The organism is Haladaptatus paucihalophilus DX253 (genome assembly GCF_000376445.1).
GTDB classification, from domain to species: Archaea; Halobacteriota; Halobacteria; order Halobacteriales; family Haladaptataceae; genus Haladaptatus; species Haladaptatus paucihalophilus.
In genome coordinates this window covers 129,589-152,801 of the sequence record NZ_AQXI01000004.1, presented here as the reverse complement: position 1 = coordinate 152,801, position 23,213 = coordinate 129,589, and the positions used below count along the sequence as shown (strand labels likewise).

The 23,213-nt window shown below is 53.6% G+C and carries 20 protein-coding genes and 2 CRISPR repeat arrays (1 of these 22 running past the window's edge); of the genes, 17 read left to right on the top strand and 3 right to left on the bottom strand.

The window, feature by feature from the left end; all coding sequences use genetic code 11:
• Window positions 1-40: a CRISPR direct-repeat array (repeat unit 30 nt; unit sequence GCTTCAACCCTAGGACGGTTCGTCTGTAAC) (it extends 583 nt beyond the left edge of the window).
• Window positions 41-402: 362 nt separating this feature from the next.
• The 8 genes from cas6 to cas2 are packed head-to-tail and all read left to right on the top strand — an operon-like array spanning window position 403 to window position 9,661.
• Window positions 403-1,221, top strand: a complete 819-nt coding sequence (gene cas6 / locus B208_RS23475; protein WP_073096721.1) for a CRISPR-associated endoribonuclease Cas6 — start codon at window positions 403-405, stop codon at window positions 1,219-1,221.
• Entirely contained in the window at window positions 1,208-3,364 is a 2,157-nt protein-coding gene (cas8b, locus tag B208_RS0121105) for a type I-B CRISPR-associated protein Cas8b/Csh1 (protein ID WP_026178001.1), read from the top strand. The genes cas6 and cas8b overlap by 14 nt, the downstream gene beginning before the upstream one ends.
• On the top strand, window positions 3,361-4,407 hold the full coding sequence (cas7b, locus tag B208_RS0121100) for a type I-B CRISPR-associated protein Cas7/Csh2 (RefSeq protein ID WP_007982329.1): 1,047 nt from the start codon (window positions 3,361-3,363) through the stop codon (window positions 4,405-4,407). Before cas8b ends, cas7b begins: the two co-directional genes overlap by 4 nt.
• A gap of 2 nt (window positions 4,408-4,409) precedes the next feature.
• Complete coding sequence (gene cas5b, locus B208_RS0121095; protein WP_026178000.1) at window positions 4,410-5,219, top strand: type I-B CRISPR-associated protein Cas5b; 810 nt, start codon at window positions 4,410-4,412, stop codon at window positions 5,217-5,219.
• A 1-nt stretch (window position 5,220) separates the two neighbouring features.
• Window positions 5,221-7,851: a CRISPR-associated endonuclease Cas3'' gene (locus tag B208_RS0121090; RefSeq protein ID WP_007982332.1), complete on the top strand. Its 2,631-nt coding sequence runs from the start codon at window positions 5,221-5,223 to the stop codon at window positions 7,849-7,851.
• Window positions 7,848-8,402 (top strand): CRISPR-associated protein Cas4, encoded by a 555-nt coding sequence (gene cas4 / locus B208_RS0121085; RefSeq protein ID WP_026177999.1) that lies wholly within the window; start codon window positions 7,848-7,850, stop codon window positions 8,400-8,402. The genes B208_RS0121090 and cas4 overlap by 4 nt, the downstream gene beginning before the upstream one ends.
• Window position 8,403: 1 nt before the next feature.
• Complete coding sequence (gene cas1b, locus B208_RS0121080) at window positions 8,404-9,396, top strand: type I-B CRISPR-associated endonuclease Cas1b (RefSeq protein ID WP_026177998.1); 993 nt, start codon at window positions 8,404-8,406, stop codon at window positions 9,394-9,396.
• A gap of 1 nt (window position 9,397) precedes the next feature.
• The gene (cas2, locus tag B208_RS0121075; RefSeq protein ID WP_026177997.1) at window positions 9,398-9,661 is read left to right on the top strand and encodes a CRISPR-associated endonuclease Cas2; all 264 of its coding nucleotides are present in this window, start codon (window positions 9,398-9,400) and stop codon (window positions 9,659-9,661) included.
• A gap of 103 nt (window positions 9,662-9,764) precedes the next feature.
• Window positions 9,765-11,233: direct repeats of the CRISPR family, unit length 30 nt; unit sequence GTTACAGACGAACCGTAGTAGGGTTGAAGC.
• A gap of 114 nt (window positions 11,234-11,347) precedes the next feature.
• Here the strand turns inward: cas2 and B208_RS23470 are convergent.
• Entirely contained in the window at window positions 11,348-11,578 is a 231-nt protein-coding gene (locus B208_RS23470) for a MarR family transcriptional regulator (RefSeq protein WP_198292389.1), read from the bottom strand.
• A 251-nt stretch (window positions 11,579-11,829) separates the two neighbouring features.
• Here B208_RS23470 and B208_RS0121070 point away from each other — a divergent pair, with 251 nt between their 5' ends.
• The 6 genes from B208_RS0121070 (at window position 11,830) to B208_RS0121035 (ending at window position 17,499) form a co-directional block, all read left to right on the top strand.
• On the top strand, window positions 11,830-12,321 hold the full coding sequence (locus B208_RS0121070) for a hypothetical protein (RefSeq protein WP_007975933.1): 492 nt from the start codon (window positions 11,830-11,832) through the stop codon (window positions 12,319-12,321).
• Window positions 12,322-12,377: 56 nt separating this feature from the next.
• Entirely contained in the window at window positions 12,378-12,758 is a 381-nt protein-coding gene (locus B208_RS0121065; RefSeq protein WP_007975931.1) for a hypothetical protein, read from the top strand.
• Window positions 12,755-13,087 (top strand): hypothetical protein, encoded by a 333-nt coding sequence (locus B208_RS0121060; RefSeq protein ID WP_007975929.1) that lies wholly within the window; start codon window positions 12,755-12,757, stop codon window positions 13,085-13,087. The genes B208_RS0121065 and B208_RS0121060 overlap by 4 nt, the downstream gene beginning before the upstream one ends.
• A 381-nt stretch (window positions 13,088-13,468) precedes the next feature.
• Window positions 13,469-14,368: a hypothetical protein gene (locus tag B208_RS0121055; protein WP_007975928.1), complete on the top strand. Its 900-nt coding sequence runs from the start codon at window positions 13,469-13,471 to the stop codon at window positions 14,366-14,368.
• 457 nt (window positions 14,369-14,825) lie between these two features.
• Entirely contained in the window at window positions 14,826-15,905 is a 1,080-nt protein-coding gene (locus B208_RS0121045; protein ID WP_026177996.1) for a TrmB family transcriptional regulator, read from the top strand.
• A 304-nt stretch (window positions 15,906-16,209) separates the two neighbouring features.
• The gene (locus B208_RS0121035) at window positions 16,210-17,499 is read left to right on the top strand and encodes a glycoside hydrolase family 68 protein (RefSeq protein WP_018129132.1); all 1,290 of its coding nucleotides are present in this window, start codon (window positions 16,210-16,212) and stop codon (window positions 17,497-17,499) included.
• 218 nt (window positions 17,500-17,717) lie between these two features.
• Here B208_RS0121035 and B208_RS0121030 read toward each other — a convergent pair whose 3' ends face one another.
• Window positions 17,718-18,767: a TrmB family transcriptional regulator gene (locus B208_RS0121030; RefSeq protein WP_007975923.1), complete on the bottom strand. Its 1,050-nt coding sequence runs from the start codon at window positions 18,765-18,767 to the stop codon at window positions 17,718-17,720.
• A 199-nt stretch (window positions 18,768-18,966) separates the two neighbouring features.
• Here B208_RS0121030 and B208_RS0121025 point away from each other — a divergent pair, with 199 nt between their 5' ends.
• The 3 genes from B208_RS0121025 (at window position 18,967) to B208_RS0121015 (ending at window position 22,384) form a co-directional block, all read left to right on the top strand.
• On the top strand, window positions 18,967-21,240 hold the full coding sequence (locus B208_RS0121025; RefSeq protein WP_232423907.1) for a glycoside hydrolase family 97 protein: 2,274 nt from the start codon (window positions 18,967-18,969) through the stop codon (window positions 21,238-21,240).
• Window positions 21,186-21,725, top strand: coding sequence for a COG1361 family protein (locus tag B208_RS0121020; RefSeq protein WP_232423906.1), 540 nt, complete (start codon window positions 21,186-21,188; stop codon window positions 21,723-21,725). The genes B208_RS0121025 and B208_RS0121020 overlap by 55 nt, the downstream gene beginning before the upstream one ends.
• A gap of 278 nt (window positions 21,726-22,003) precedes the next feature.
• Entirely contained in the window at window positions 22,004-22,384 is a 381-nt protein-coding gene (locus B208_RS0121015) for a hypothetical protein (RefSeq protein WP_232423905.1), read from the top strand.
• 449 nt (window positions 22,385-22,833) lie between these two features.
• Here B208_RS0121015 and B208_RS0121010 read toward each other — a convergent pair whose 3' ends face one another.
• The gene (locus B208_RS0121010) at window positions 22,834-23,169 is read right to left on the bottom strand and encodes a hypothetical protein (RefSeq protein WP_026177994.1); all 336 of its coding nucleotides are present in this window, start codon (window positions 23,167-23,169) and stop codon (window positions 22,834-22,836) included.
• Window positions 23,170-23,213 lie beyond the last annotated feature (44 nt).

Genomic DNA, 23,213 nt, shown 5'->3' with positions numbered 1-23,213 from the left:
ACCGGGCGAAGCTTCAACCCTAGGACGGTTCGTCTGTAACCATGCCCAATTCTGGACACTCACCGGCTCTTCTCACTGTTCACACTTGGTTGTTTCCGTCGACCCCCAATAACCCCTCTTCCCCTAGGAGGTCGATGGTTGTCTTAAAGAAATATATTCTTATTTGGTACCTTGTAGAATGCCGAATTAGTAGGAATCACCTTATCAAGATTTCAGATCATCCAGTAGAATCACACGGGTTGAAGCCCCTGGTAGGAAGCCAACGGTAGGAGCTGTTGCGACTGGCCCATCTTTTGATCAGATTCTATGTCAGACCATGATAAAAACATATATACATACAATAACAAGAGTAATCTGTAGAGATGAAAACTGTATTGATTTTACAGGAGGTGATGTGTGAGGATGCGTTTGTTAGTTGACTTGGTCGCACAAGCCGACGCTGCACCAGATACAAACTTCCATCATAAAGTTCGTGGTCGGATATGGCGTGCGCTCCAAGGAACCAAATTCGATGACGAACACGGGAATGGCACGTCACTTGGACTCTCGTACTCGAACATCTTCCCGTGGGGGTCAATGAAGGCCGGCGACGAGCGCCAATTCCTTCTCGCCTCACCCCGCGAAGGTCTTCTCGCCACCATTGCAGAAAACTTCCGTGATGATCGGGAGTTCAATATCGGCAATCGACCATTCGAGATTGACGCCTTGCGAGCCCTCGATGTCGATGTTGGTGAACCTGGAACGCGAGGTGTTATCGAAACTGCGACTGGTGTTGTCGTCCGGCTGTATGACCACCATCGCGACGAGTATGGTATCGACGGCACAGGCCACGAAGGAACACCAACGTACTGGCAACCCGAACACACTATCGAACCGTTCCGCGACGCCATCGTCGATAATCTCCAAGAGAAACACGACCGCTTTGCCCCGGAATATCGTCCAGGGCCTGCGGAGGTCGATGAACCGCTGTTCGAGGGACACGACTTTCTCAAGACGTATGCACTTCCGGTGACGGTCACGACCGGAACGGAAATCAAAATGGTCGTGAGCAAATGGAGACTCGATTATCGTGTGCGTAATGATACGCATAGACACCATCTCAATCTGGCACTCAATACCGGTATCGGTGGTCGAAATGGCCTCGGATTCGGGTTCGTGAACATCGTCGAGAAGACAACGCCGGACAGAAGCGAACTGGAGGGAGAGAATGCTTTCGCCTGAGGAGTTCGAACAGCAGTATCCCGCAGACAAACTTGCAGAGGAACTCCCCGACAAGCCGATTTCGTCTCTCCGAGACATCCAGTACCTATACGGTAAGCTCTACACCCTTGCGACCGCAGGTGGTGGGGCGTACGCCTCCTATCTTACCCCGGATGCCGCTAACGGTTTCGTGGACCAAGACGACAGCCTCGTTGTCGTTCGCGCCGACGTTTCGGGCGACAAACCACGATTGGAGACCGGCGACCGACGTGGTCCCGTGTGGATTACGAGGTACACCAAGGAACGGATTCCAAAAGTTGCACACTGCAAGTATCCGGCTGCTCGTGGTATCGACCACAGTATCACTCATCAGGCGGGCAAAAACAGCGATCCTGAAAAGCTCGCTCGCTACGCGAAGGAACGACTGACGAAATGGCCGAAGGACGACGTAGTCCAGTCAGTTGCAGACGATCATAAAGACGGCTGGATTATCAACGCACTCTCCGACCTCGGCGAGGACGAATCCGTTCTCAAAACTATCGAAGAGAGCGTTACCACGCAACTCAAAGGCTCGACTTCGGCACTTCTGACGGTGAAGGTGAAAACCGAACCGGATGGGGAGTACCATTGGCCTAGTGATGGCAACCTCGACGTGCTCATGGCCGCGATGCGCCGCCGAAAATTGTCGAAATTGGTTTCGAAGGGACAGGCGTCGGACTCGTCGGGCGAAGCGATTGATCTCGTAACCGGCGCTCGAACGCGAACCGTTGGAACGGCAGAAGACCCACTGAACTACTTCCTTGGCAAACAACTCGAAAAGTTCCCCGGATTCGATCCGGACGAGGCATGGCGAACGCATCCGATTTCGGAGGATGCGGCGGTCACGCTGATGAACGCGGAGACGTTCGTTGATGCGTGTACGTACCGAACATTCAACACGAACGTTTACTACCTGCCATACTTTTTCGGCGTTCCGGAGCCTGAGGAGACCCATCTGCTGTACCGACTGCTGTACAGCATCGTATCGGAGAGCGATTCGTCCGAACAGCTCACCCCCATCGAGAATGCGTACCTGCATCAAAAGGAGCGATTCGGTGATGACGCGGATGCTAACGGACTGCGATTCTACGTGTCGGCAGTGATGCCTCACCAGATGTCACGGTACGACGTGTTCGGCGAGACGATGAACGGGTTGATTCAGTATCCTGCTAACCTTGCGTTCGCGCATGCGCAGGTCGTCCAAACCACGGCATTTCGTGAAGGGCACAAACGAACGGGCGCACTTCCGAATCACGAAAACTGGCAGCTCCTTAACGGAGAGAACATCCTCGGGTCGGTCGCCTCGGGATCGTATCTGTATCAAACGCTCCCGTCGGGTGACGACGACACGGATGCAAGTGCGGACGACTTCCGGATTCGGGCACTCGTTGCGATTCTCTCCGGCGAGGCGATTCCGATTTCGTCGCTGTTGGAGCGATACGTCGAGCGTATCATTGAGGACAGTAGGGACGACGAGAACGGCTTCCCCGTGTTTCTCGTCCCCAGCCAGTACGCCCAACTCTGTGCGCTCGCACGCGCCGACCACGATTTCCTCACTGTGAGAGACGCGAACAAGGCATTGCGACCGATTACGAACCCACCAACTTACGAATCACGACCTATGCAATCGAGACAAGAGAAACCCGTTCCGGACGGCGGATTTGCCGGAGCAACGAAACTCGAATCGTTTATCGAAGATACACCAGCACTTGCCAAGAATGATGAGCGATGTGCCTCATTTCTCCTTGGCGCGCTCGTCGGCGCGGTCGGCGACTATCAGGAGTACGAACAGGGGCGTTCCACGACGCTCGTCGACCAGTTCCCAGTGAAATCGGTCACGCGAAATCGGGTTAAGAAAATCGCGGAGGATGCCATCGAGAAGGCTGTGACGTACACCCGCCAAGAGAAGAAGGGCGGAATGAGCTACCCCGGCATGAAATTCGACTACATCGCTGATCGACTCCGGGAGAAAATCATCCGACCTGATCCTGACGACTGGAGTATCGATACTGACGACCTCCGATTCTACTACGCGCTCGGCGTCACCTACGGCATGAACGACCGAAAAATCCGCTCGAACGACACGGACGAACAACCTGCCGAAACTTCCCAAGTAGACCAATGACGAACGAAACCACTACTGTCGAGAACCGCTCCGAAATCGTCTTCCTGTATGACGCCGTGGACGCAAATCCAAACGGCAACCCGCTGAGTGGCGCGAATCGGCCACGAATCGATCCACAGACGCGACAGGCAATCGTCACCGACGTCCGCCTGAAACGCTACCTCCGCGACCAACTGGATGATGACGGCCACGGCGTGTACATCCGAAATGTCCACGAGGATGGTCAGCAGGCGACACGTGAAGACCTTCTCGAAGACCGACTGAAAGAGGTCGATTTGGACGAGACACCTGACGAAAACCTTGCCGATGAAGTGTTCGGGGAGTTCCTTGCCAATAGTTCCGACGTTCGATATTTCGGCGCAACTATGAGCGTCGATACCGACGACAAGTACGCACAACACCTCCCCAACCACTTCACCGGACCAGTCCAGTTCTCGCCCGGAAAGTCGATGCACGCCGTCAACGAGAACGAGGAGTACGACAGCCTCACGAGTGTCATCGCAACACAGGACGAGAAGGCACAGGGAGGTTTCGACTTGGACGACCACCGCATCCAGTACGGTCTCATTCGGTTCCACGGTCTCGTGGACGAACACGGTGCCGAGGATACAAATCTCACGACTGAGGACGTGGAGCGACTCGATACGCTCTGCTGGCGTGCAATCAAGAACCAGACCATCAGCCGAAGTAAGGTCGGACAGGAACCGCGGCTCTACATACGCGTGGAGTACGACACTGACAGTTTCCATCTTGGTGGTCTCGACAAAGACCTCGAACTCGACAGCGACCGGACAAAACCGGACGACGAACTTCGGAACGTCCGTGACCTCACCCTCTCGGTCGATTCACTCGTCAGTCGTCTCGAAACGAACGCGAACCGTATCGAGAGCGTCCACGTTGTCGTAAGCGATGTACTCCCCATCTCGTATGGCGACGAAGTCGGCGACGCCGAACTCCTTTACGAAGCACTCGAAGACGCACTCGGTGCGGAATCAGTCCGCGTCGTGGACGTGTACGAAGAACACCTAGCGACGCTCCCCTGACCGTGACACAGGAAACACTCTCCGCGTGGGACAACCTCCCCTCGGACAGCGATAGTGATAATGTTCCGCCGCGATGCCTCTCGGTTACGGTTCGTGGACCATGGGGGCACTTCCGCCGTATCGAGGGGAATATCGTCAAGCAAACCTATCGCGTCATCCCACGAACCACGGTCGCGGGCTTGCTCGCCGCCGTTCTCGGCATCGGACGGGACGACTACTACGATCTGTTTGCACCCGAAAAATCGGCGGTTGCAGTCGAACCCGTCGAACCGCTTCGAACCGTGAACATGCCGATGAACACGCTTTCGACGGCCAATGAGGCGATGCAGTCGTTGAACTCACGCGGGAAGCTGAGCGTGAAACTTCCCGATCCGACAAAGCTTCGCCAGCAGCACAACTACGAAGTACTCGTCGACCCAGCTTATCGGCTGTACGTCTGGCTCGAGAACGGCGATCGCTTCGAGGAGTTAGCGACGATGTTGGAGGACGGTCGGTCACATTACGTCCCGAGTTTGGGCCTCTCGGAACATCTCGCTGAACTTGAGTATCACGGTATCGAAGCTGTCGAAGTTGGCCCCACGGATGGTCTCGTATCGGTCGATTCGGCGGTTCCGAACGCTGTCGATCGAGTGGTCCCCGAGACGGAGACACGATGCCAAGTTGAGGAGTCGCCAGCGTTCATGACCGCTGATTCGGGCGGACGAACGACGACTGGGTTCACCAGCTACGCCTACAATCCCGACGCTGGGCCCCTGACGGTTCGAGACCCCGAGACGGCTGTCGTCGGTGAAAAGACGGTGATGTTCGTCTAATATGGCTCCCGACGTAGAGGTTCGGAACTCGCATCCAGCAGGGGACGGGCACTCGGCGGTTCATCTCCTTCATCATTTGCACGACGTTCGAGATCGGGTTGAGTGGATAGTTCCCGAGGAGGCGGCGACACCGAGCGGGGAGTCGCTCGTAGATGTGGTCAAAAAACTCGCACTTGTCCACGACTTTGGAAAGGCGACGACGTGGTTTCAGCAGTACATCGACGATAGTCAACGGAATCCCCCGCCACAGAATCGGTATCACTCGCCACTCGGTGCATTCGCCGCATATTTCGTTCTTCGGGAATCGGGGTATTCAACCCAAACTTGTCTCGCGGGGTTCGTCGCAGTCGCAAAGCACCACGGTCGGCTTCCCCAAATCGCCACATTTGTCCACAACAAATCAAATCAGTTCGACGGTACGAACCGACTTGACTCGATAGCGGAGAAAGTGGACGACATCGATCGAAACGCTCCGAAACTCGCGCGACGAGTCTTTGAGGAGGCAACCGAAACGGACGATTCGTGGGGGACGTTCGTCCAGTCGTGTACGGGAGCAAGGACGGGAAAACAGTTGTTCCAAGAGGTCGCAAACCACGTCACGGATGCGCTCGGCGGGACACGTATCAATCCAGAGTTCGTCACGCCCGACTTTTACGGACTCGTGCTGGAGTGTTGGGGGTCGCTGGTTCTCGCGGACAAGACGAGTGCTGCGGGCGCACCGGAACGAGAGTCGGTTTACGAGCCGACGGCACCCGAACTGGAAACGCTCGACACCTACATCGGTGACATTGAATCCGACGCAAACGCCGACAGAAAGGGGAGTCGGAGCGAACGACTTGACTACTATCGCTCCAAGGCTCGCACGGATATCCTCGAAAGCGTCCCCGAATTCGTGGAAAGCAAGACGAACGTAGCGACGATTACTCTGCCGACGGGAATGGGAAAAACGCTGTCGGGGCTGAGTGCCGCGCTCGCAATTCGTGATGAAACTGACAGTGACCGAGTGGTCTATGCACTACCGTTTACGAGCATCATCGACCAAGTCGCGGAAGAAACACGAAACGTGTTCGGAACGGACGGAACTGATGGCCTCCTCGCGGTTCACCACCATCTCGCGGAAACTCAATTTAACCCAAAAGACGATGCTGACGAGGATGGTGGCTACGACGCGGCTGATTTGAATGACGACGTTGCCGGAATGCTTGGTGAAAGCTGGCGTTCGGGACTCACGGTGACAACGTTTGTCCAACTATTCGAAAGTCTCGCTGGGCCACGAAACACCCAGTCGATGAAACTTCCGGCACTTCGTGACAGTGTTATCGTCCTCGACGAACCCCAATCATTGCCACTCGACTGGTGGAAACTCGTCCCACGATTGGTCAATGTACTCACTGATCAATATGATGCGACTGTGATTGCGATGACAGCGACGCAGCCGAAACTGTTTGAGGAATCTGGAAACGCCATGTCGCTGGTCAGTAACATGGACGAATATTTCTCGGTTGCCGAGCGCGTTCGGTACCGACTTCACGATTCTGTCGAGGGGTTTCTTGCCGGAGATGAGACGCCACTCGATTACGAACCTGCGGCCCGTGAACTCGCAGTCGAAATTCAGGAAGGGACTGCAACGCTCGCAATCTGCAACACTATCGACAGCGCGCGAAAGTTAACCGAGGAAGTCACCGAGCGCGTAGAAACGACCGATATTGCAAAGCAGTATTTCGACGTGCTCCAAGAGGGGGCGTCGAATCCACTCGCGCGAACCATTGCGAAGATCTGCGGTTCCGATAAGCGACCGTTCGTTCACCTCTCGACTCGTCTTCGGCCGACCGATAGGCTAGCTCTCGTTCGAATAATCAAGATGCTTCGTGAGGAAGGTGTGCAAGTCGTCGCAGTTACCACGCAACTTGTAGAGGCTGGTGTTGATTTCAGTTTCGAGGCGGTCTATCGAGACATTGCACCAATCGATAGTATCGTACAGGCCGCAGGTCGCTGTAATCGATCATTCGAACAAGAGTATGGCGACGTCACAGTATGGTGGCTTGCCGAACCGGACGAGCAAGATTGTACCCCAGCAGTGGCAGTCTACGACAAGGGAGGTGAGACCCTTCTCCCAGTTACTGCTGCGGCTTTGGATGAGGTGCGAAACGACGACGGCCAGTTGGCCGAACAAGACGTTTCTCGACAGGCTGTCGAGAGCTACTATGAGCGTCTTCACGAGGACAAAGATGTAGGGAAAGCGGAGTACGTTGAGTACGTCGATACCGCCGACGCAGAGTCACTCGGTCGGCTATCGCTCATCGATAGCACCCGATGTATCGACGTGATTATCTGTCTCACGAGCGACGATGTGGAACTCGTAAACGATCTCGAAGAGGCATACGACGACTACGATTACGACGCGGTCAAACGATTGGTGGACGAAACGAAACCACTTCGGGTGTCGATTCCGATTTACGACGAGGATTCGGAGGAGTTCAGACAGGTCACCAACCTCCCGCCGCTCGGAGGCCAAGAAGAGGAGAACGACGTTCGCGTGCTACGTCCTGACTCCTACGAATTCGAAGAATATTTCGATGCGACTACCGGATTCGTCGTTCCGGATGCGAGCGTAGAGGATCGGTTCCTATGAGCGCTCCCGACCCTGTCGAACTGCTCCTGCAAACTGCTCGGGACGATGCATCTCCCGAGGAGTTCCGAGTAACTGGCGTGATGATGCAGTACTACGTCGTCTGTAAGCGAGAGCTCTGGTTCCATAGTCGACACGTCGAAATTGACCGTGGAAACGCAGCAGTCGTTCGCGGAACGAACGTCGATGAGACGGCGTACGCGGACAAGCGCAAACACGTTTCAATCGATGGGACCATCGCTATCGACGTGCTGGACGACGGGCGCGTGATGGAGGTTAAACCGTCGTCGGCACTTGTTGAACCTGCCAAACTCCAGTTACTCTACTATCTCTGGTATCTGAAACACGTCGTCGGTGTCGAGAAATCGGGAGTTCTCGCCCATCCCACGGAGCGAAAACGCGAAGACGTGGAACTAGGTGAAGAAGAATCGGAACGAGTCGAGAACGCGATTCGCGGCGTGTACGATGTCGTCACGAGCGATTCGCCACCGTCTGCGACCGAGAAACCAGTCTGCGATTCGTGTGCGTATCACGACTTTTGTTGGAGCTGTTAAGATGGACAGGAATTACCACATTTTCAGCGATGGATGTCTCGAACGGCACAACGATACTGTGCGACTCGTCACGCTCGACGGCGAGAAGAAATATCTCCCAATCGAGAAGGCAGAAGCCGTCTACTTGCACGGCCAAATCGATTACAACACGCGGTTAGTTTCGTTCCTCAACAAACACGGCGTTGCACTCCATATCTTTGGTTGGAACGACTACTATGCAGGATCAGTCATGCCAAAGCGCGGTCAGACGTCCGGTCGCACGTTAGTTGAGCAGGTACGAGCATACGATGATCCGGGTCATCGCGTTGATTTAGCGCGGAAATTCGTTGCCGGTAGTATTCACAATATGCGGTCAAACGTTTCGTACTACAATCGACGTGGGCACGATTTTGATAGCATTCTAACCACGCTTGCAGACACACGCGACCGCCTTGCGGAAACAACCGACGTGGCGGAGACGATGGGCGTCGAAGCAACGGCACGGCGCGCCTATTACTCGACGTTCGACGCCATTCTCCCCGATGGATTCGTTTTCGACGGTCGTCGCTACAATCCACCGGATAACGAGACGAACAGCCTCATTTCGTTCGCCAATTCGCTCGTCTACGCGAACGTCGTCTCAGCGATCCGTGCGACCGCACTCGACCCTGCGGTGAGCTACCTCCACGAACCCGGTGAACGGCGGTACTCACTCGCCCTCGATATCGCCGACCTGTTCAAACCCCTTCTCGCCGACCGTGTTATCTTCCGGCTTCTCAATCGAAATCAGCTTACGACAGACGATTTTGAGACCGATCTCAACTCATGTTTACTGACCGAATCAGGTCGGCAAACGTTCTCGAAAGCGTTCGAAGAGTCGTTAGAGGAAACGGTCGAACATCCACGATTGGATCGAAACGTGAGCTACCAGTACTTGCTTCGCATAGAAGCGTACAAACTCAAGAAACACTTGCTCACTGGCGAAGCCTACATCTCGTTCAAACGGTGGTGGTGAGATGGTTTACATCGTTGTTGTCTACGATATGCAGGCAGATCGGACACGTCTCATGCTAAACTTCCTCCGGAAGTACCTCACGCACGTCCAAAACTCCGTTTTCGAGGGAGAAGTAACAGAAGGCGACCTCGAGACGATTCAGAACAAGACACGTGAAACACTCAAGTCCGACGAGTCAGCGATCATCTACCGAATGAGCTCGGAGAAGTACGTTGATCGAATGGTTGTCGGTGAGGACCCCACCGACGACGCACGGTTTCTTTAAGTCGCCCGTCGACCCCCCGGGGGTTCATGGGGTATTGGCGGTCGACGGAAACGACCAAGTGTGAACAGTGAGAAGAGCCGGTGAGTGTCCGAAATTGGGCATGGTTACAGACGAACCGTAGTAGGGTTGAAGCTCCCAGACTCAAGGCGAGTTTTATCTTCTCTCTAATCGTTACAGACGAACCGTAGTAGGGTTGAAGCCACGAATACGAGGACCCGATCAATGACTGACGAATAGTTACAGACGAACCGTAGTAGGGTTGAAGCCTCTTTTTCCAGTTGTTTCCGTAGCCTCGCGATGGGTTACAGACGAACCGTAGTAGGGTTGAAGCCTCGGGCGTCCACTCGGGGAACGTGGACGCGTCCTGTTACAGACGAACCGTAGTAGGGTTGAAGCTTGTTGACGATGGACAAACGGCGGTTGTTGAAGTTGGTGTTACAGACGAACCGTAGTAGGGTTGAAGCACCCGGAGATGCTCAAAGACCTCGGTGAACACGATGGTTACAGACGAACCGTAGTAGGGTTGAAGCGAACCCGCGCGTGCACACCAGCATTTATCGCACAGGTTACAGACGAACCGTAGTAGGGTTGAAGCAACTCAAATGCCGCATCCCATGCATCCGTCGCATGTTACAGACGAACCGTAGTAGGGTTGAAGCAGCGAATTCGCCGCGTCATCGCAGCGGGGATGCGGGTTACAGACGAACCGTAGTAGGGTTGAAGCCGCTCATAGGAACCGATCCTCTACGCTCGCATCCGGTTACAGACGAACCGTAGTAGGGTTGAAGCCTCGTCGAGGACGTCCATACCGCGTGGACGAGTGCGTTACAGACGAACCGTAGTAGGGTTGAAGCAGGATGAGTAACATTGTCGCTGAGAATACGATAGTTACAGACGAACCGTAGTAGGGTTGAAGCTCGGAGTCCACTTGATTCCCCGTGTGTCTCTCCAGTTACAGACGAACCGTAGTAGGGTTGAAGCAATTTCGTCGGTGACGAGATTCTTCTTGATTGCCGATTGTTACAGACGAACCGTAGTAGGGTTGAAGCTGGATTCGTAGCACGCCGTCGTCTAACAGATACTCCGGTTACAGACGAACCGTAGTAGGGTTGAAGCTGGTCTGAATCGCCTGTATCGTGGCTTGATCGCGTTACAGACGAACCGTAGTAGGGTTGAAGCGTCTACGACGAGGAGACCGCCGAGGAAATCAACGTCGTTACAGACGAACCGTAGTAGGGTTGAAGCCTTCGATGACATGGCCGACGTTTTCGAGATGCTGTTGTTACAGACGAACCGTAGTAGGGTTGAAGCTCTTCCCGAGAAGGCTGTTTTCGCGGCATCATGGTTACAGACGAACCGTAGTAGGGTTGAAGCGACTTGTGGAGTGGCCTAAGGATCTCGAACAGGAAAGTTACAGACGAACCGTAGTAGGGTTGAAGCCTCGTGTATCGCGTCGACGCTATCGGCGTACTCTCCGTTACAGACGAACCGTAGTAGGGTTGAAGCCGCCTCGTAGGGGTTGAGTCGGTCGAAGGCAGAAATGTTACAGACGAACCGTAGTAGGGTTGAAGCGACGTCTCCCAGGTCGAACAGCTTCTCGCGGCGACGTTACAGACGAACAGAAATAGGTCACTTACTATGATTTAGTTATCGAGATATCGACATCAAGTAGAAACTGAATATGAACTATTCCCGAGGGTCTTCTACAAATTCGTAAAGACCTCGATTCACACGTCGAATCCAGCCTGCATCGACCAGACTTCCAAGTGCATCGTTAACGCGCTGTTTTTCTAGACCTGTAACATCTCTTATTCGAAGTGGGTTAACCCGCTGTTCGTCTTTGAAGACTTGCAGAACAACCTCCTGATTCTCGGAGGGGCTAAACTCTTCATTAACCACAGTTACTATAGTACTCATTCCGTCACCTCATTAGTCCTTTCGTGCAGAATTACTTAGTAATTTCCAACGTATTTCTGTAGTCCGTTACTAAGTAACGCTTATTAAGATGGCGCTACAAACAGAGTATAGAAGCGTGGATGGTCAGAAACTCTGGCCGGGTGGTGGCACACCCGACCGCGCTTCTGAGGTCACAGAAGCATGACTAGCAATACCCTTTCCGTAGAAAAACGCATCGACTACCAACCACCCATTTTCGGAGGACTCGACTAATGGCGTCCTTCGACGAGAAACCCAACGGCGGGCTCCTCTCCCTCGAGGCCCAATTCGGCGAAAAAGTCTTCCACCCCGTCAAACGCCTCGAACCCACACCCGACACCGCCGCCCAGGATCCAGACCAACCCACGCCCACTACCGACGAGCCAATCACCCGTGCGTACCTCGTCGAACTCCGCGTGGGCTTTGAAACCCGAACCAAGACCACCAACAAAGAACCCTCCCTGTACTGCATCTACGCCACGCCGGACTGCCAGCGATTCTTCGAACGCCGCTGCCCGATCGACTACGACGAGGAGGGCTTCCAAATCCCCGAGGACACCGACACCTATCGCTCGGTCGCCACCACCAAAACGGGCAATCCCAAGCTCCCCTCGACACCACCGGGCGAAGCCCACACAGAAACTCGCAGACACTACCAGCACATCCTCGAACGGTGCTACGGCATTGACGCCACCACCCACACCACAACTGAGGTGCCTGCGTAGATGCACCCCACCGAACGCCCTCTCTGGAGAGCAACAGCCATCGGCAGTGATGGACGGTGACCCGCACGTCCACTTCGATCACCCCCGAGGAGATCGAGAGCACATTCGAACGCTGTCCGGACTGTGGCACCTACGCGGTGAAGATCACTGACTCCCATTACTGTAACACCCAGTTCACAAGCAACCTCACCGATGCCGAACGCGACCAGCGCATCACTGCCGACCCGTATCCTGCCGATGAGACGGTCGCTATCGTCGATCAATTTGTAGGCGACGCCTTCGCGTATCACGAACTCGATGCGGACAACCACTCACTCTGTACGCTGCAGACCGACAACCCACTCGCCTATTGCACGCGCACAGAGGCACAAGACGATCAGTACGCACCCTGCCAGCTCTGTCAGCGCCTTCGCCAAAAACGGGAGGCCGAGCAATGACCGACCAGCAGACAATTCTCGCGCTGGAGTGCACGGATCCAGTCCAAATCCACACCCAGAAGCGCACGCTCACCGGCATCGTCTATCAGTGTGAGCATTCAGAACCCACACTCTCCTGTCGTGGTCCCGAGCCAGGTGAGCACGTCCTGTACGTCGCCACGCCGTCGAACGATCTGTATCGGCTGCAGTACCACTACTACGACGAGTACGAGTACACCGAGGCCGACCTCGATCATTACGGACGCACCCCCTCCGGCTCGTATGCGTGGTTGCGTACCTATGCGACGGTCGAGTGCATTGTCAATCCAAATGGAGGTGAGCAGGCGTGAGTGGGTATGCGCCGACGCCGTTGAATCCTCGCGATGCTAACTCGCTCGTTGCACACCTCTCACCGAGTGACCGCGTTCGCATCACCACGACAGAGTTGCCACGGACGATCTGTACGGTCAAAGCGACGAACCCACCGACACGCTGTGGACCGTATCTCGTTCTGACGGCACCACCGATCACCACGACGGCACAGGACGAACTACAGTATCCCACCTTCCACTGCACCAGTCAGCCCGATTCTGCCATGACTGTTCTCGAGTTCACCCACACCGCCACAGACACGACTACCCGTTGTATCGGCATGCTCACTACCATTGCTCACCTGCCGCGTCTCTCAACGCCAGCAGAGGACACTACGGTCACAGTGGAGGTGCCTGCCAATGAGTAACCCCACCACGTTCGGAGCGTCCAGTGTTCTCGATGACAACGATGTCTCGATCAGCGACCTCGCTAAGCACGTTCAGACACTCACCGACCGCATTCAGGATCTCGAGCAGGAAGTCGCCGAGAAAGACGAGCGAATCAACGAACTTGAGGAGCAGGTCACAAACCAAGCCTCTGTCGAGTGGCGTGGAGAAGCGAAGAAAGCAGCAAATCTTTGGGTTGGTCCCTATCCACTCGGCAAAGCCGTTGCACGACACGGTGAACGATTGGACGATCAAGACCAACGCATCGACGATCTCGAACGCGGTGAGGTCGACGTGAGCGACGTGCTCGATCTCGATGGCACAGGAAACCAGCTGCAGATTCAACGGGATACAGCCGCTCGGAAGACCGGAAATCACGAGCTCTCGAAGAACAAAGAACGTGCAACCTTCGTCTGGGCGGCCTTCCACGAGCGTGCACGACGAGGCCACGGGAAGATGCGACTCCCGTCATGGCTCGTTAAACAGATCCTCGACGAACACGGTCTCGACACCAACCCAAACACGGTGCGCCGTGTCATGGAGTTCGTGGCACGAGGAACGAGCCAGAACGAGACGTCTGACCCCGAGGACGACAACAATCTTGTCACGCTGAAACACCGCAACGAGAAAAATATCCTCGTGGCTGACGAAGACGAATGGGAGTCGTTTTTTGCAGAACAGACGGAGCACGTCAGCACTGTGGACGAAGACGCGGATACCAACAACCAGAGAAGCAACGACGGTACTGACGATCAGGCAGACACAGACACGGTGAGAGAAAACGCTGACGAAGAGTTTGATGTCCTCTCGTCGGCAGCACCGATTACGTCCGACGAAGACGAGAGCATCACGGAGGAGATTACGGTGTCGTAATCACCATCGAGCCACCGACCGTAATCGACGATCCCCAAGAGATGAGGAGGGGGTGCAACTTGCACCCCCTCTGATGGTGGAATGAACGGTTGGCTACTGTGGGGTGTAATTGCTCCTTCTTCTCTTCGCGGCCTGAAGAGAAGGAAAGAAGCAGTTTAGCTGATTACACTGGGCGGCTCAAGCAGATTACGACAGTGTAATCAGTTCACTATCGCGATCGAGAATCGGATCTTCAAGGACGACAATCTCGGCCATGATCGTGTCGACGTTTTTCTTGTCAACATCGTTCGGTGCTGCCACCAGTAGCGATTTTCTGTGAACGACGATTTCTATGGAGTTCACCAACGGCACGTGATTTCACAAGAGTATTCGCCGATAGAGATGTGGTCATTTACTCTCCAGACGACTTCACACGAATGAACAGCCAAATCATCTTTGAGTCTCAATTACCAGTATAATGTCTGGGTACGGTGAGTCAAAAGACGAGATGCTTAGAGAAGAGCTGGGTGAGTTCGGATTTTCAAATAAAGAGATCGATGTCTATCTCACTCTGCTAGAGCGAGGCGAAGCAACCACGGGTACCATTTCAGAAGACGCTGACGTCACACAGCAAGCAGTATACTCCATCACTGATCGATTGGAAGACCGTGGATTAGTTCGTGTTAACGATCACGCGTCACCGAAGACAATTCGTGCCATACCACCAGATGAATCGATGGCAACTCTCGCAGGTCGGATAGATTCGATAACACCGGTTCTCGAAGAGCGGTTTAACGACACAGAACCCCAGACTCCCGAGCTGAAGATGGTAAAGTCGCAAAAAACCGCAATCAAACGACTGCGAGATGCCATCTCGAAAGCCCAAAGAGAAGTCATCGTTGCAATTCCCGAACATATTTACCCAGAGATTGAATCAGAGCTAAAAGATGCGGTCGAGCGAGACCTCCTTGTATTCCTTCTCGTCCAAGACGTGGATAATCTTGAGGAAGCACGAAATCGGTATAGAGGTGCCGCGGATGTTGTTCGTTGTTGGAGCGAAAATGTCCTATTCCTGTTTGCTACGGATAGCCAGTCAAGAAAACATCGGACGACTCAGTCAGTTTTGATAGGCGATGCTCAATTATTGTCTGGAACTCACGATCGCGGCGACGGTGTCGCAGTCTCGGAACAACACTTAGCAGGTTCTGTTCGGGGAATGTTCTTTAGCGCCTATTGGCTGGCAGGAGAGGAAGTCTTCGTCACTGAACCAGATTCGTTCCCGAAAACGTTCGAGTGGTTTTGGCAGGCCGTCCTTCATGCACGACTGCATCAGAAGTCAGGGGTGGACCTCTGGGCGGATATCGAAACGACCGATGGACAGACGATCTCCGGGACAGTGAGCCAAATCCGTCAGGCACTCATCGAACCACCGACGAACGAACATACATTGGAAACAAGTCTCTACATTGAGACAGATGCAGGCGAGGTAAGTGTTGGGGGACAAAATACGATTTTGGAAGATTACGAAGCGACGTCGGTCACTCTTCGACCTGATTAATCGGTTGACTTGTTCACGGGACAAAGTACTCTCCAAGCTGCTTCAAGTTCTCGGCGCGCTACGGACGTATCGCATTTTACTGAGATTTTTCATTTACTAGCCATGTCAAAATGGCATATAATATTAACAATTCATCAATTGTATTATTGAGTCGCAGTGTTAGTAAATTTGTTAGATAACATTCGTAAGCATCGTTATCTCTATAATCAAAATTCTCGCCAGAAACTTATTCAATAAGTAGATTAAATATTTTGTTGCGATGGTAAACGAAAACGACTCGCCGAAAACAAACCGCCGAAGGTTCATGAAAACAGCCGCAGGCCTTGGTGTCGCCAGTCTAGGTCTCTCATCGATAAGTGGCTCAGTGGCTGCCGTTGAAACAGGCAGTACCGATCAATGGACACGCTCAGAAGCAGAGCAAATCGAGCTGACTGATGCTACCACTGCACCGGTGATCAGTGACAATCCAAACTCAATCTCCGATCAGTATTGGATCTGGGACACGTGGCCGCTCCGGACTCGTGATGGGTCTATTGTGAAAATTGATGGGTGGCAAATCGTCTTCTCACTCACAGCACCCAACGACCTCGTTCCAGGTGCCCGCCACAATGCAGCGACTATCCGGTACTTTTACTCGCGGAACGGTAAGAATTGGAAAGAAGGAGGTGAGGTATTCGATGCTCCACTCGGTCATCATCAATGGGCCGGCTCTGCGATGTATGATCAGACCGAAGAGCAGATTTATCACTTTTACACGGCTGTCAGTCCCGAACCGGAGTTCCGACAGCGACCCGCAGTGGGCATCGGTGCTTCGATCGAAACGGGTCCGAAGGGCGTCGAACTAACTGGCGACCAAGAGCACGCCATCATGGGTACGCCCGACGGTGAGATGTACCAGACTCTCGAGCAGTCTCGGGAGCAAGGTATCGTCTATGCGTTCCGTGACCCGTGGTATTTCAAGCATCCCGAAACGGGTGAAGACCTTGTCGTATTCGAGGCGAACACGCCAACTGGAAGTAAGGATCCAAGCGACCCGAAAAGTTTCAACGGAAACATCGGCGTCATGCGAGCGACGAATGACGAGTTGACCGAGTGGGAACTATTGCCGCCGGTAATGGAAGCAATCGGGACTAACCAACAGCTTGAGCGTCCTCACTTCGTGTTTAACGAGGGCAAGTGGTATCTGTTCACCATCAGCCATAAGTTCACGTTTGCGCCCGGTCTGAGCGGTCCTGATGCCCTGTACGGATTTGTGGGCGATTCCCTGTATGGTGACTACGAACCGCTCAACGATAGTGGATTAGTTATTGCAAATCCCGAAGAAGCACCATTCCAAGCGTATTCGTGGCTTGCGATGCCCCAAGGAGACAACATCTTGGTCGAAAGCTTCGAGAACTTCCGTGGCCTCGACGATACGTCTCGCGGTTCGATCAGCCTCGACGAGGTGGGTTATCTTCCACCAGAAGAGCAAAAAGAACTCTTTGGTGGAACGCTTGCTCCCAGTCTGAAGGTCCAACTCAACGGTACAGAAACAAAGATTGTCGCCGAGCTCAACGACGGTCACTTTTTGCCGTCAGTCGGTCAATCAGGCTGAGGTCACACTAAAGGATCAACCTGTAGAATTTCGGGAGTTCTCGGTCACAGCGACTCTCGAATCTTGGCTCTGATCGCGTTGTAATCCCTGATGACCGATTCGAGCACATCAGGGGATAGGCTTGCTCGTCACAAATTTAGGGGAGATTGGATGTAATAGGGGAGTCGAGACATTTCCACTCTTGACATAGCTCTCGAATAGCAGGTTTGAGTGTCCTTTCAACTGTTCTCTCGAAACGTCACGAATTGGGCTTCGTAGTCCTCGATGAACGCAGTTGGGCCACCGACGCTTACTTCCCCTTCGTCAGTCTCAACAACAATGCTAGTCTCCAGTGAAAACTCATTGCTCAGAGGGGTAACAAGCCCTTGTCGGATGTCGCTTATCGGTCCAGATATCATAGTTCCATTTTCGACCTCAATATCTGCCCAGAGATCGGTGCCTTCCTTCATGTGTAGGGCCGCATGGAGAACCGCCTGCCGAAACCAGTCAAACGTCCGCGGAAGAGGATACGGATCTCGTACGAATACCTCAGTGGAAGCCGGCCAGAAGGTTCCAAGATAGGTACCAAGTACAGTTCCCGTGAGCATCGATCGCGAAACTTCGACGGCATCGTCGTCAGTCTGTTCGCTTGAAACGACATCGGCTTTTCCGATGAGCGCTGTCTGATCATCAACCGTATAGAGGAACGGCACACTTTCCTCCCAGTAATGAATGACGTCAGCGGACCCTTCGAACTGACGTACATCCTCATCGAGCGCGTTCATTCCACTAATTAACAGAAGTACAAACGCTTCCCGATCAATTGCATCTTTGAGTTCCGATTCTACCTCCGGATAGAGAGATTCCGGGATTGCAAGAATAACCTCGTTTTGAGCCTGGGAGATTGCATTTTTTGTCCGCTTGAGAATGGTCTTCCGAGACTTTATCATTTGAACCTCGGGATCCTGACGCTGAGATTCAGTAAAACGTTTCTCCAATGTTGGCGTTATAGACTCGATTTCCGCAGATAATTTCGCCATTGCCGTAGCTGGCGGGACCGCTCGAATCGTCGTAGGCGAAGCGTGACTATTCACCTGAACCAAGCCCCGATTCTCGAGTCGCTCGGTAATGTTGTACACTCCTTGCTGAGAGACGTCCGCATCTTCAGAGAGAGTACTCACAGTGGCTTCTCCATGACTTAGTAAAGCGAGATACGCGTCGATCTCCTTTTCCGAAAACCCGAAAGTGGTTAGCTTTTTTGTGAGATCGATATCGTTCGTTCTCGTCATTGGTGCCAGTGTAGGGACCATCTATTGATAAAGGTATGAACACAACCGCCAAGAACAGTCGAACGTTCTGAAGATTGCGCAACTCGGTACCGATGTCGTTCAAATTCTATCACCCATGGGTGGCGCTGTAGTCTGCTGAAATCTTCAACAAGTACTTGATGAGGAGTTATATACGTGCAGCTATCTCACGTGATAATCGATGTCACCCAACTCGAAAGACACCGATCCATTAGCGGCCAAGATTTTTCCCCGGAGAAAATTTTTAGCCACTGCTGGAGCCATAGCGGCAGGCATTACGCCTAACGTCACGGCTGCGAACAAGTCCGCAATTGAGAACCAAAAGAGGAACTCGACTCAACACGTCACATCCCCTAATGGCAACATACAGATCACATTCACACTGGACAATAGCAGTCCGACATACTCTGTAAGTTCTGCTGGCCGCACACTCGTCGAGCAGTCGTCTCTCGGATTCCACTTTGAAGATGCAGCGCCGCTCGAAGATCGTATGTCGGTCACGGGCGTCCGGCGGCAAAGTCAGGATACGACCTGGAAACCTGTTTGGGGAACCACTGACTCGATACGAAACCACTACAATGAACTCGCTGTTGGATTGAAAGAACAGAACGGCCCGAAGCGGTCACTAACACTTCTGTTTCGTGCCTACAACGATGGCGTCGCGTTTCGGTACATCTTTCCAGAACAAGAGAATCTAGACGAATTCGCAATCACGAACGAACGGACGGAGTTCCGATTCGCAGACGACTACACCTGCTGGTGGATCCCTGATGATTACGAGAGTTACGAATATATCTACCAAGAGACCCCACTCAGCGGAATCAAATCCACCCCCGATGTGGGGACCGAGGTCGATGGGGCCAATACACCCCTGACAATGAAAGTCGACGACGGCCTCTATATGAGTCTTCATGAAGCCAATCTCACCGATTACGCGGGGATGACCGTTACCCGAGCCGGTGATTGCCCGTCCGTCTTTGAGTCGACCCTCGTCCCTCTCCCAGATGGTACGAAGGTAAAAGCAGAGACGCCGCATGCTTCGCCGTGGCGAACGCTAACCATCGGAGAAAAACCCAGTGATCTTGTTGAGTCCAAACTCGTGCTCAACCTGAACGAGCCCTCAGAGATCGAAGACTCCTCCTGGATCAACCCGTCGAAGTATATGGGGATCTGGTGGGAGATGCACATCGGAAAGGCAAGCTGGGCGCCCGGTCCTGATGTAGGTGCAACAACGGAGAACGCAAAGCGATACATCGAATTCGCCAGCGAGCATGGAATCGGAAACTTGCTCGTCGAAGGCTGGAACGCCGGTTGGGAGAATGGGTTCGATCAGTGGAGTAATCCGCCATATACCTTCGACTTTATCGACTCCACCGAGCAGTATGATCTTGAAGAAGTCGTACAGTACGGCCACGAACAGGATCCACCAGTAGATGTGGTGATTCATAACGAAACCGGTGGCGGGGTGGAAAACTACGAGAATCAGTTGGAGCAGGCCTATAGTTATTATGCGGATCTCGAAATTCCGTCAGCGAAACTTGGATACGTGAGTGCCGAAGGGATGCTCATAGATGGTAAACTCTATCCGCATCATTCGCAGGTAATGGTGAATCATTATCAACACGTTGCACGGACGGCAGCCAAGCACGAGCTCATGCTCAATATCCACGAGCCAGTCAAACCAACGGGGAAACGACGCACGTTCCCGAATCTAATGAGTCAGGAGGGTGTTCGCGGTCTCGAGTACGAAAACGCCAGTTCCCAAGGAAACCCTCCAGGGCACACTCTCACGATACCATTCACGAGAATGCTTGGTGGACCAGTTGACTACAATCAGGGTATTTTCGACGTTAAGCATTCAAAATATGGTGGCAACACTCGGGTTCATAACACACGAGCACGGCAGTTAGCCCTCTATGTTATCATGTTCAGTGGGCAGCAAATGGTTGCCGATCTTCCCGAAAACTACGACGACTTGGGTGAGTTCGAGTTTATCGAGAACGTTCCCGTGGATTGGGATGAGACGAAGATCGTCAACGGAGAGATAGGCCAGTACGCGACGTTTGCACGCAGAAAGGGTGACGAATGGTACATTGGGAGTGGAACCGACGAAACACCGCGTGCTCTCGAGATCCCGCTCGATTTCCTCGAAGGGCAGGGTCGGCCTTACATCGCTACCGTCTATACGGACGGCTCAGATGCCGATTTCAACACAAACCCGACCTCGATTGTGATCGATGAATTCGTCGTCAAATCAGCAGACACTCTCATTGCGTCTATGATCAAAGGCGGCGGACAGGCCGTTCGTCTTCGTCCAGCAACGGGGACAGATCAGCGCGATTTCCCTTGGTACAAGCCCCCGAGTATGGCTACGACTCGTTCATCGTTCCCGAGAGATCGATGGCCAGTGAGTCGGTTACAGCCCTTCTCGAAGTCACAAATAATGGCAGCGTGATTGGTGGAGAGGAACTACATTTCTACGTCGGCGGAGAGGCTGTGGAGACAAAGTTTGCGCGCATCCCTGCTCAGACTGAACAACAGATTGAGTTCTCAGCGCAGTTCCAGGAACCAGGAACGTACGATGTTGCCGTCGGGCGATCGTCGGATGACCTAATTGCCTCTCGGAACATCAAGGTAATGCCAAAGTCCGAGGAGTTCGAGTGGCTCGCGTTTGACGGGTTCAATGTGCCCGACACAGTCGAACGTAGTGAACCGTTCGAGGTGACTGGGACCATCACGAACAGCGGTAGCGATGAGACGATCCAAGTGCTGAAAATGACCGTGGATGCAAATGTGGTTCGGGCAACGAGGATCGATCTCGAACCGGGCAAAAGTATGGAGCTAACGTTCCAGTATACACTCGACGCTGCTGGAGAGTATTCCATTGCAGTTGAGGATCTCAGTCCGTGGACAGTGACAGTACCACAGCCCGAAGAATAGCAAGATAGCGAATTCATCCCACTTCTCTTCTTCTCACTTTGATATCGAACGGCAATTGCCCCTATTGAAATCTAGCAGCGAATCAAGCAAACCTCTTAGTTCGGTAGCAGACATCGACAACCTCATCGACGCTGAAGAGAAGAACAGTCGGGTGCGAGCGTCGGTCTCGCGTATAATTCAACCTCGTGCGGGGTTACGAAACTGAAGAGGGTGTTGACGACGACTCGCCGAACCTCGCTGCGGAAGCAACTAATGCAGGTCGCCAGCTCTTCGAGACTGTGCAGCGTTCGGAACAGAACACGGAACTCGTGAACTTCCGTGAAAAGCGCGCTGAGAGTCAGCATGTCGAAGACAAGTACCTCAACGTCCTCGAGCACGCGAAGAACGTCGCCAAGACAAATGATGTGATGGTTGCTCGACTGGGCTATCGAGAGGTCGCGACTCACTATGGCTGTGCGTATAAGAACGACGGCTATCGGGTGATGGAGGAGATGGCCGAGCGTGTGCCCGGCGTGACCTACAAAGAGTCACGGACGCTGTGTGTGGACGATGCAATGGGTGTCGGTGGCCATCACATCGAAATCACGTTCGCCCACCCCGACCTCGCCGGGTGGATGCGAGCACACGAAGCGAACGAAGGAGGAAACGGAGGGCGCTGATTATAGCGTTGTAATCACGGGGGTTCGCAGAACCCCCGCTCGGGCGGCACCACCACAAGAGATTCACACCGCGTTGCCGGTGACACATGGTGGTAGTTGTAGGTTGGTTACGGTGGAGTGCGTCTATTTCTGCGTCTATTTCTGCGAAATGGAGGGGGTCGCTTACGCGATCCCCCTCTATTACAACGTTATAATCGACTCCCACTAGCGACAGTTTAGGACGGGCTGAGTGAGAACGTCCCGACGTTTCCAGAGTAACCAGTCAGCAGTTGGAAGACACCGTCCAATCATCGGTGAGGAATGGTGTGCTAGATACAGAGGATGGATTCAGCACGGACGGCGACATCACCTCACCCCGTCCGGTATAGCTGAACTTGCGGGTCAATCTGTCACAGATGCGGCCACATGGCAGCACCTTCCGGCGTTCCAGTCAAACTCGGTGACAGGACTCAGAACCAGCCGTCGGGGAGGTTGTCGTGGTCGCGCATCGACTCAAGCAGCGGCCGGATGTCCTCGAACTTGGGACCTTTCTTCACCTCATTGCTGTCCCGGTTCCACTCGATCAACCCCATGTCCTCAAGCTTCGGTAAGTGGGTGTGAACCATCTGGATCTTAGGGAGATTTAATTCCTCGTCCTCGATGGTGACGTCGCCGGGACCCTGTGTATCGTCGTCTTGGTCATTCTGGTCAATCAAGGTGAGAAGGAGCCGACGTCGATACCTGTTCGCGAGCACGTCCAGTACGTCGTCTAATGAGAGTTCTGACGAGAGACGTTCAGCGTTCATGATTCCTCCGCTTTGGTAAGCCATGGACGCCCCTTGAAGCCACG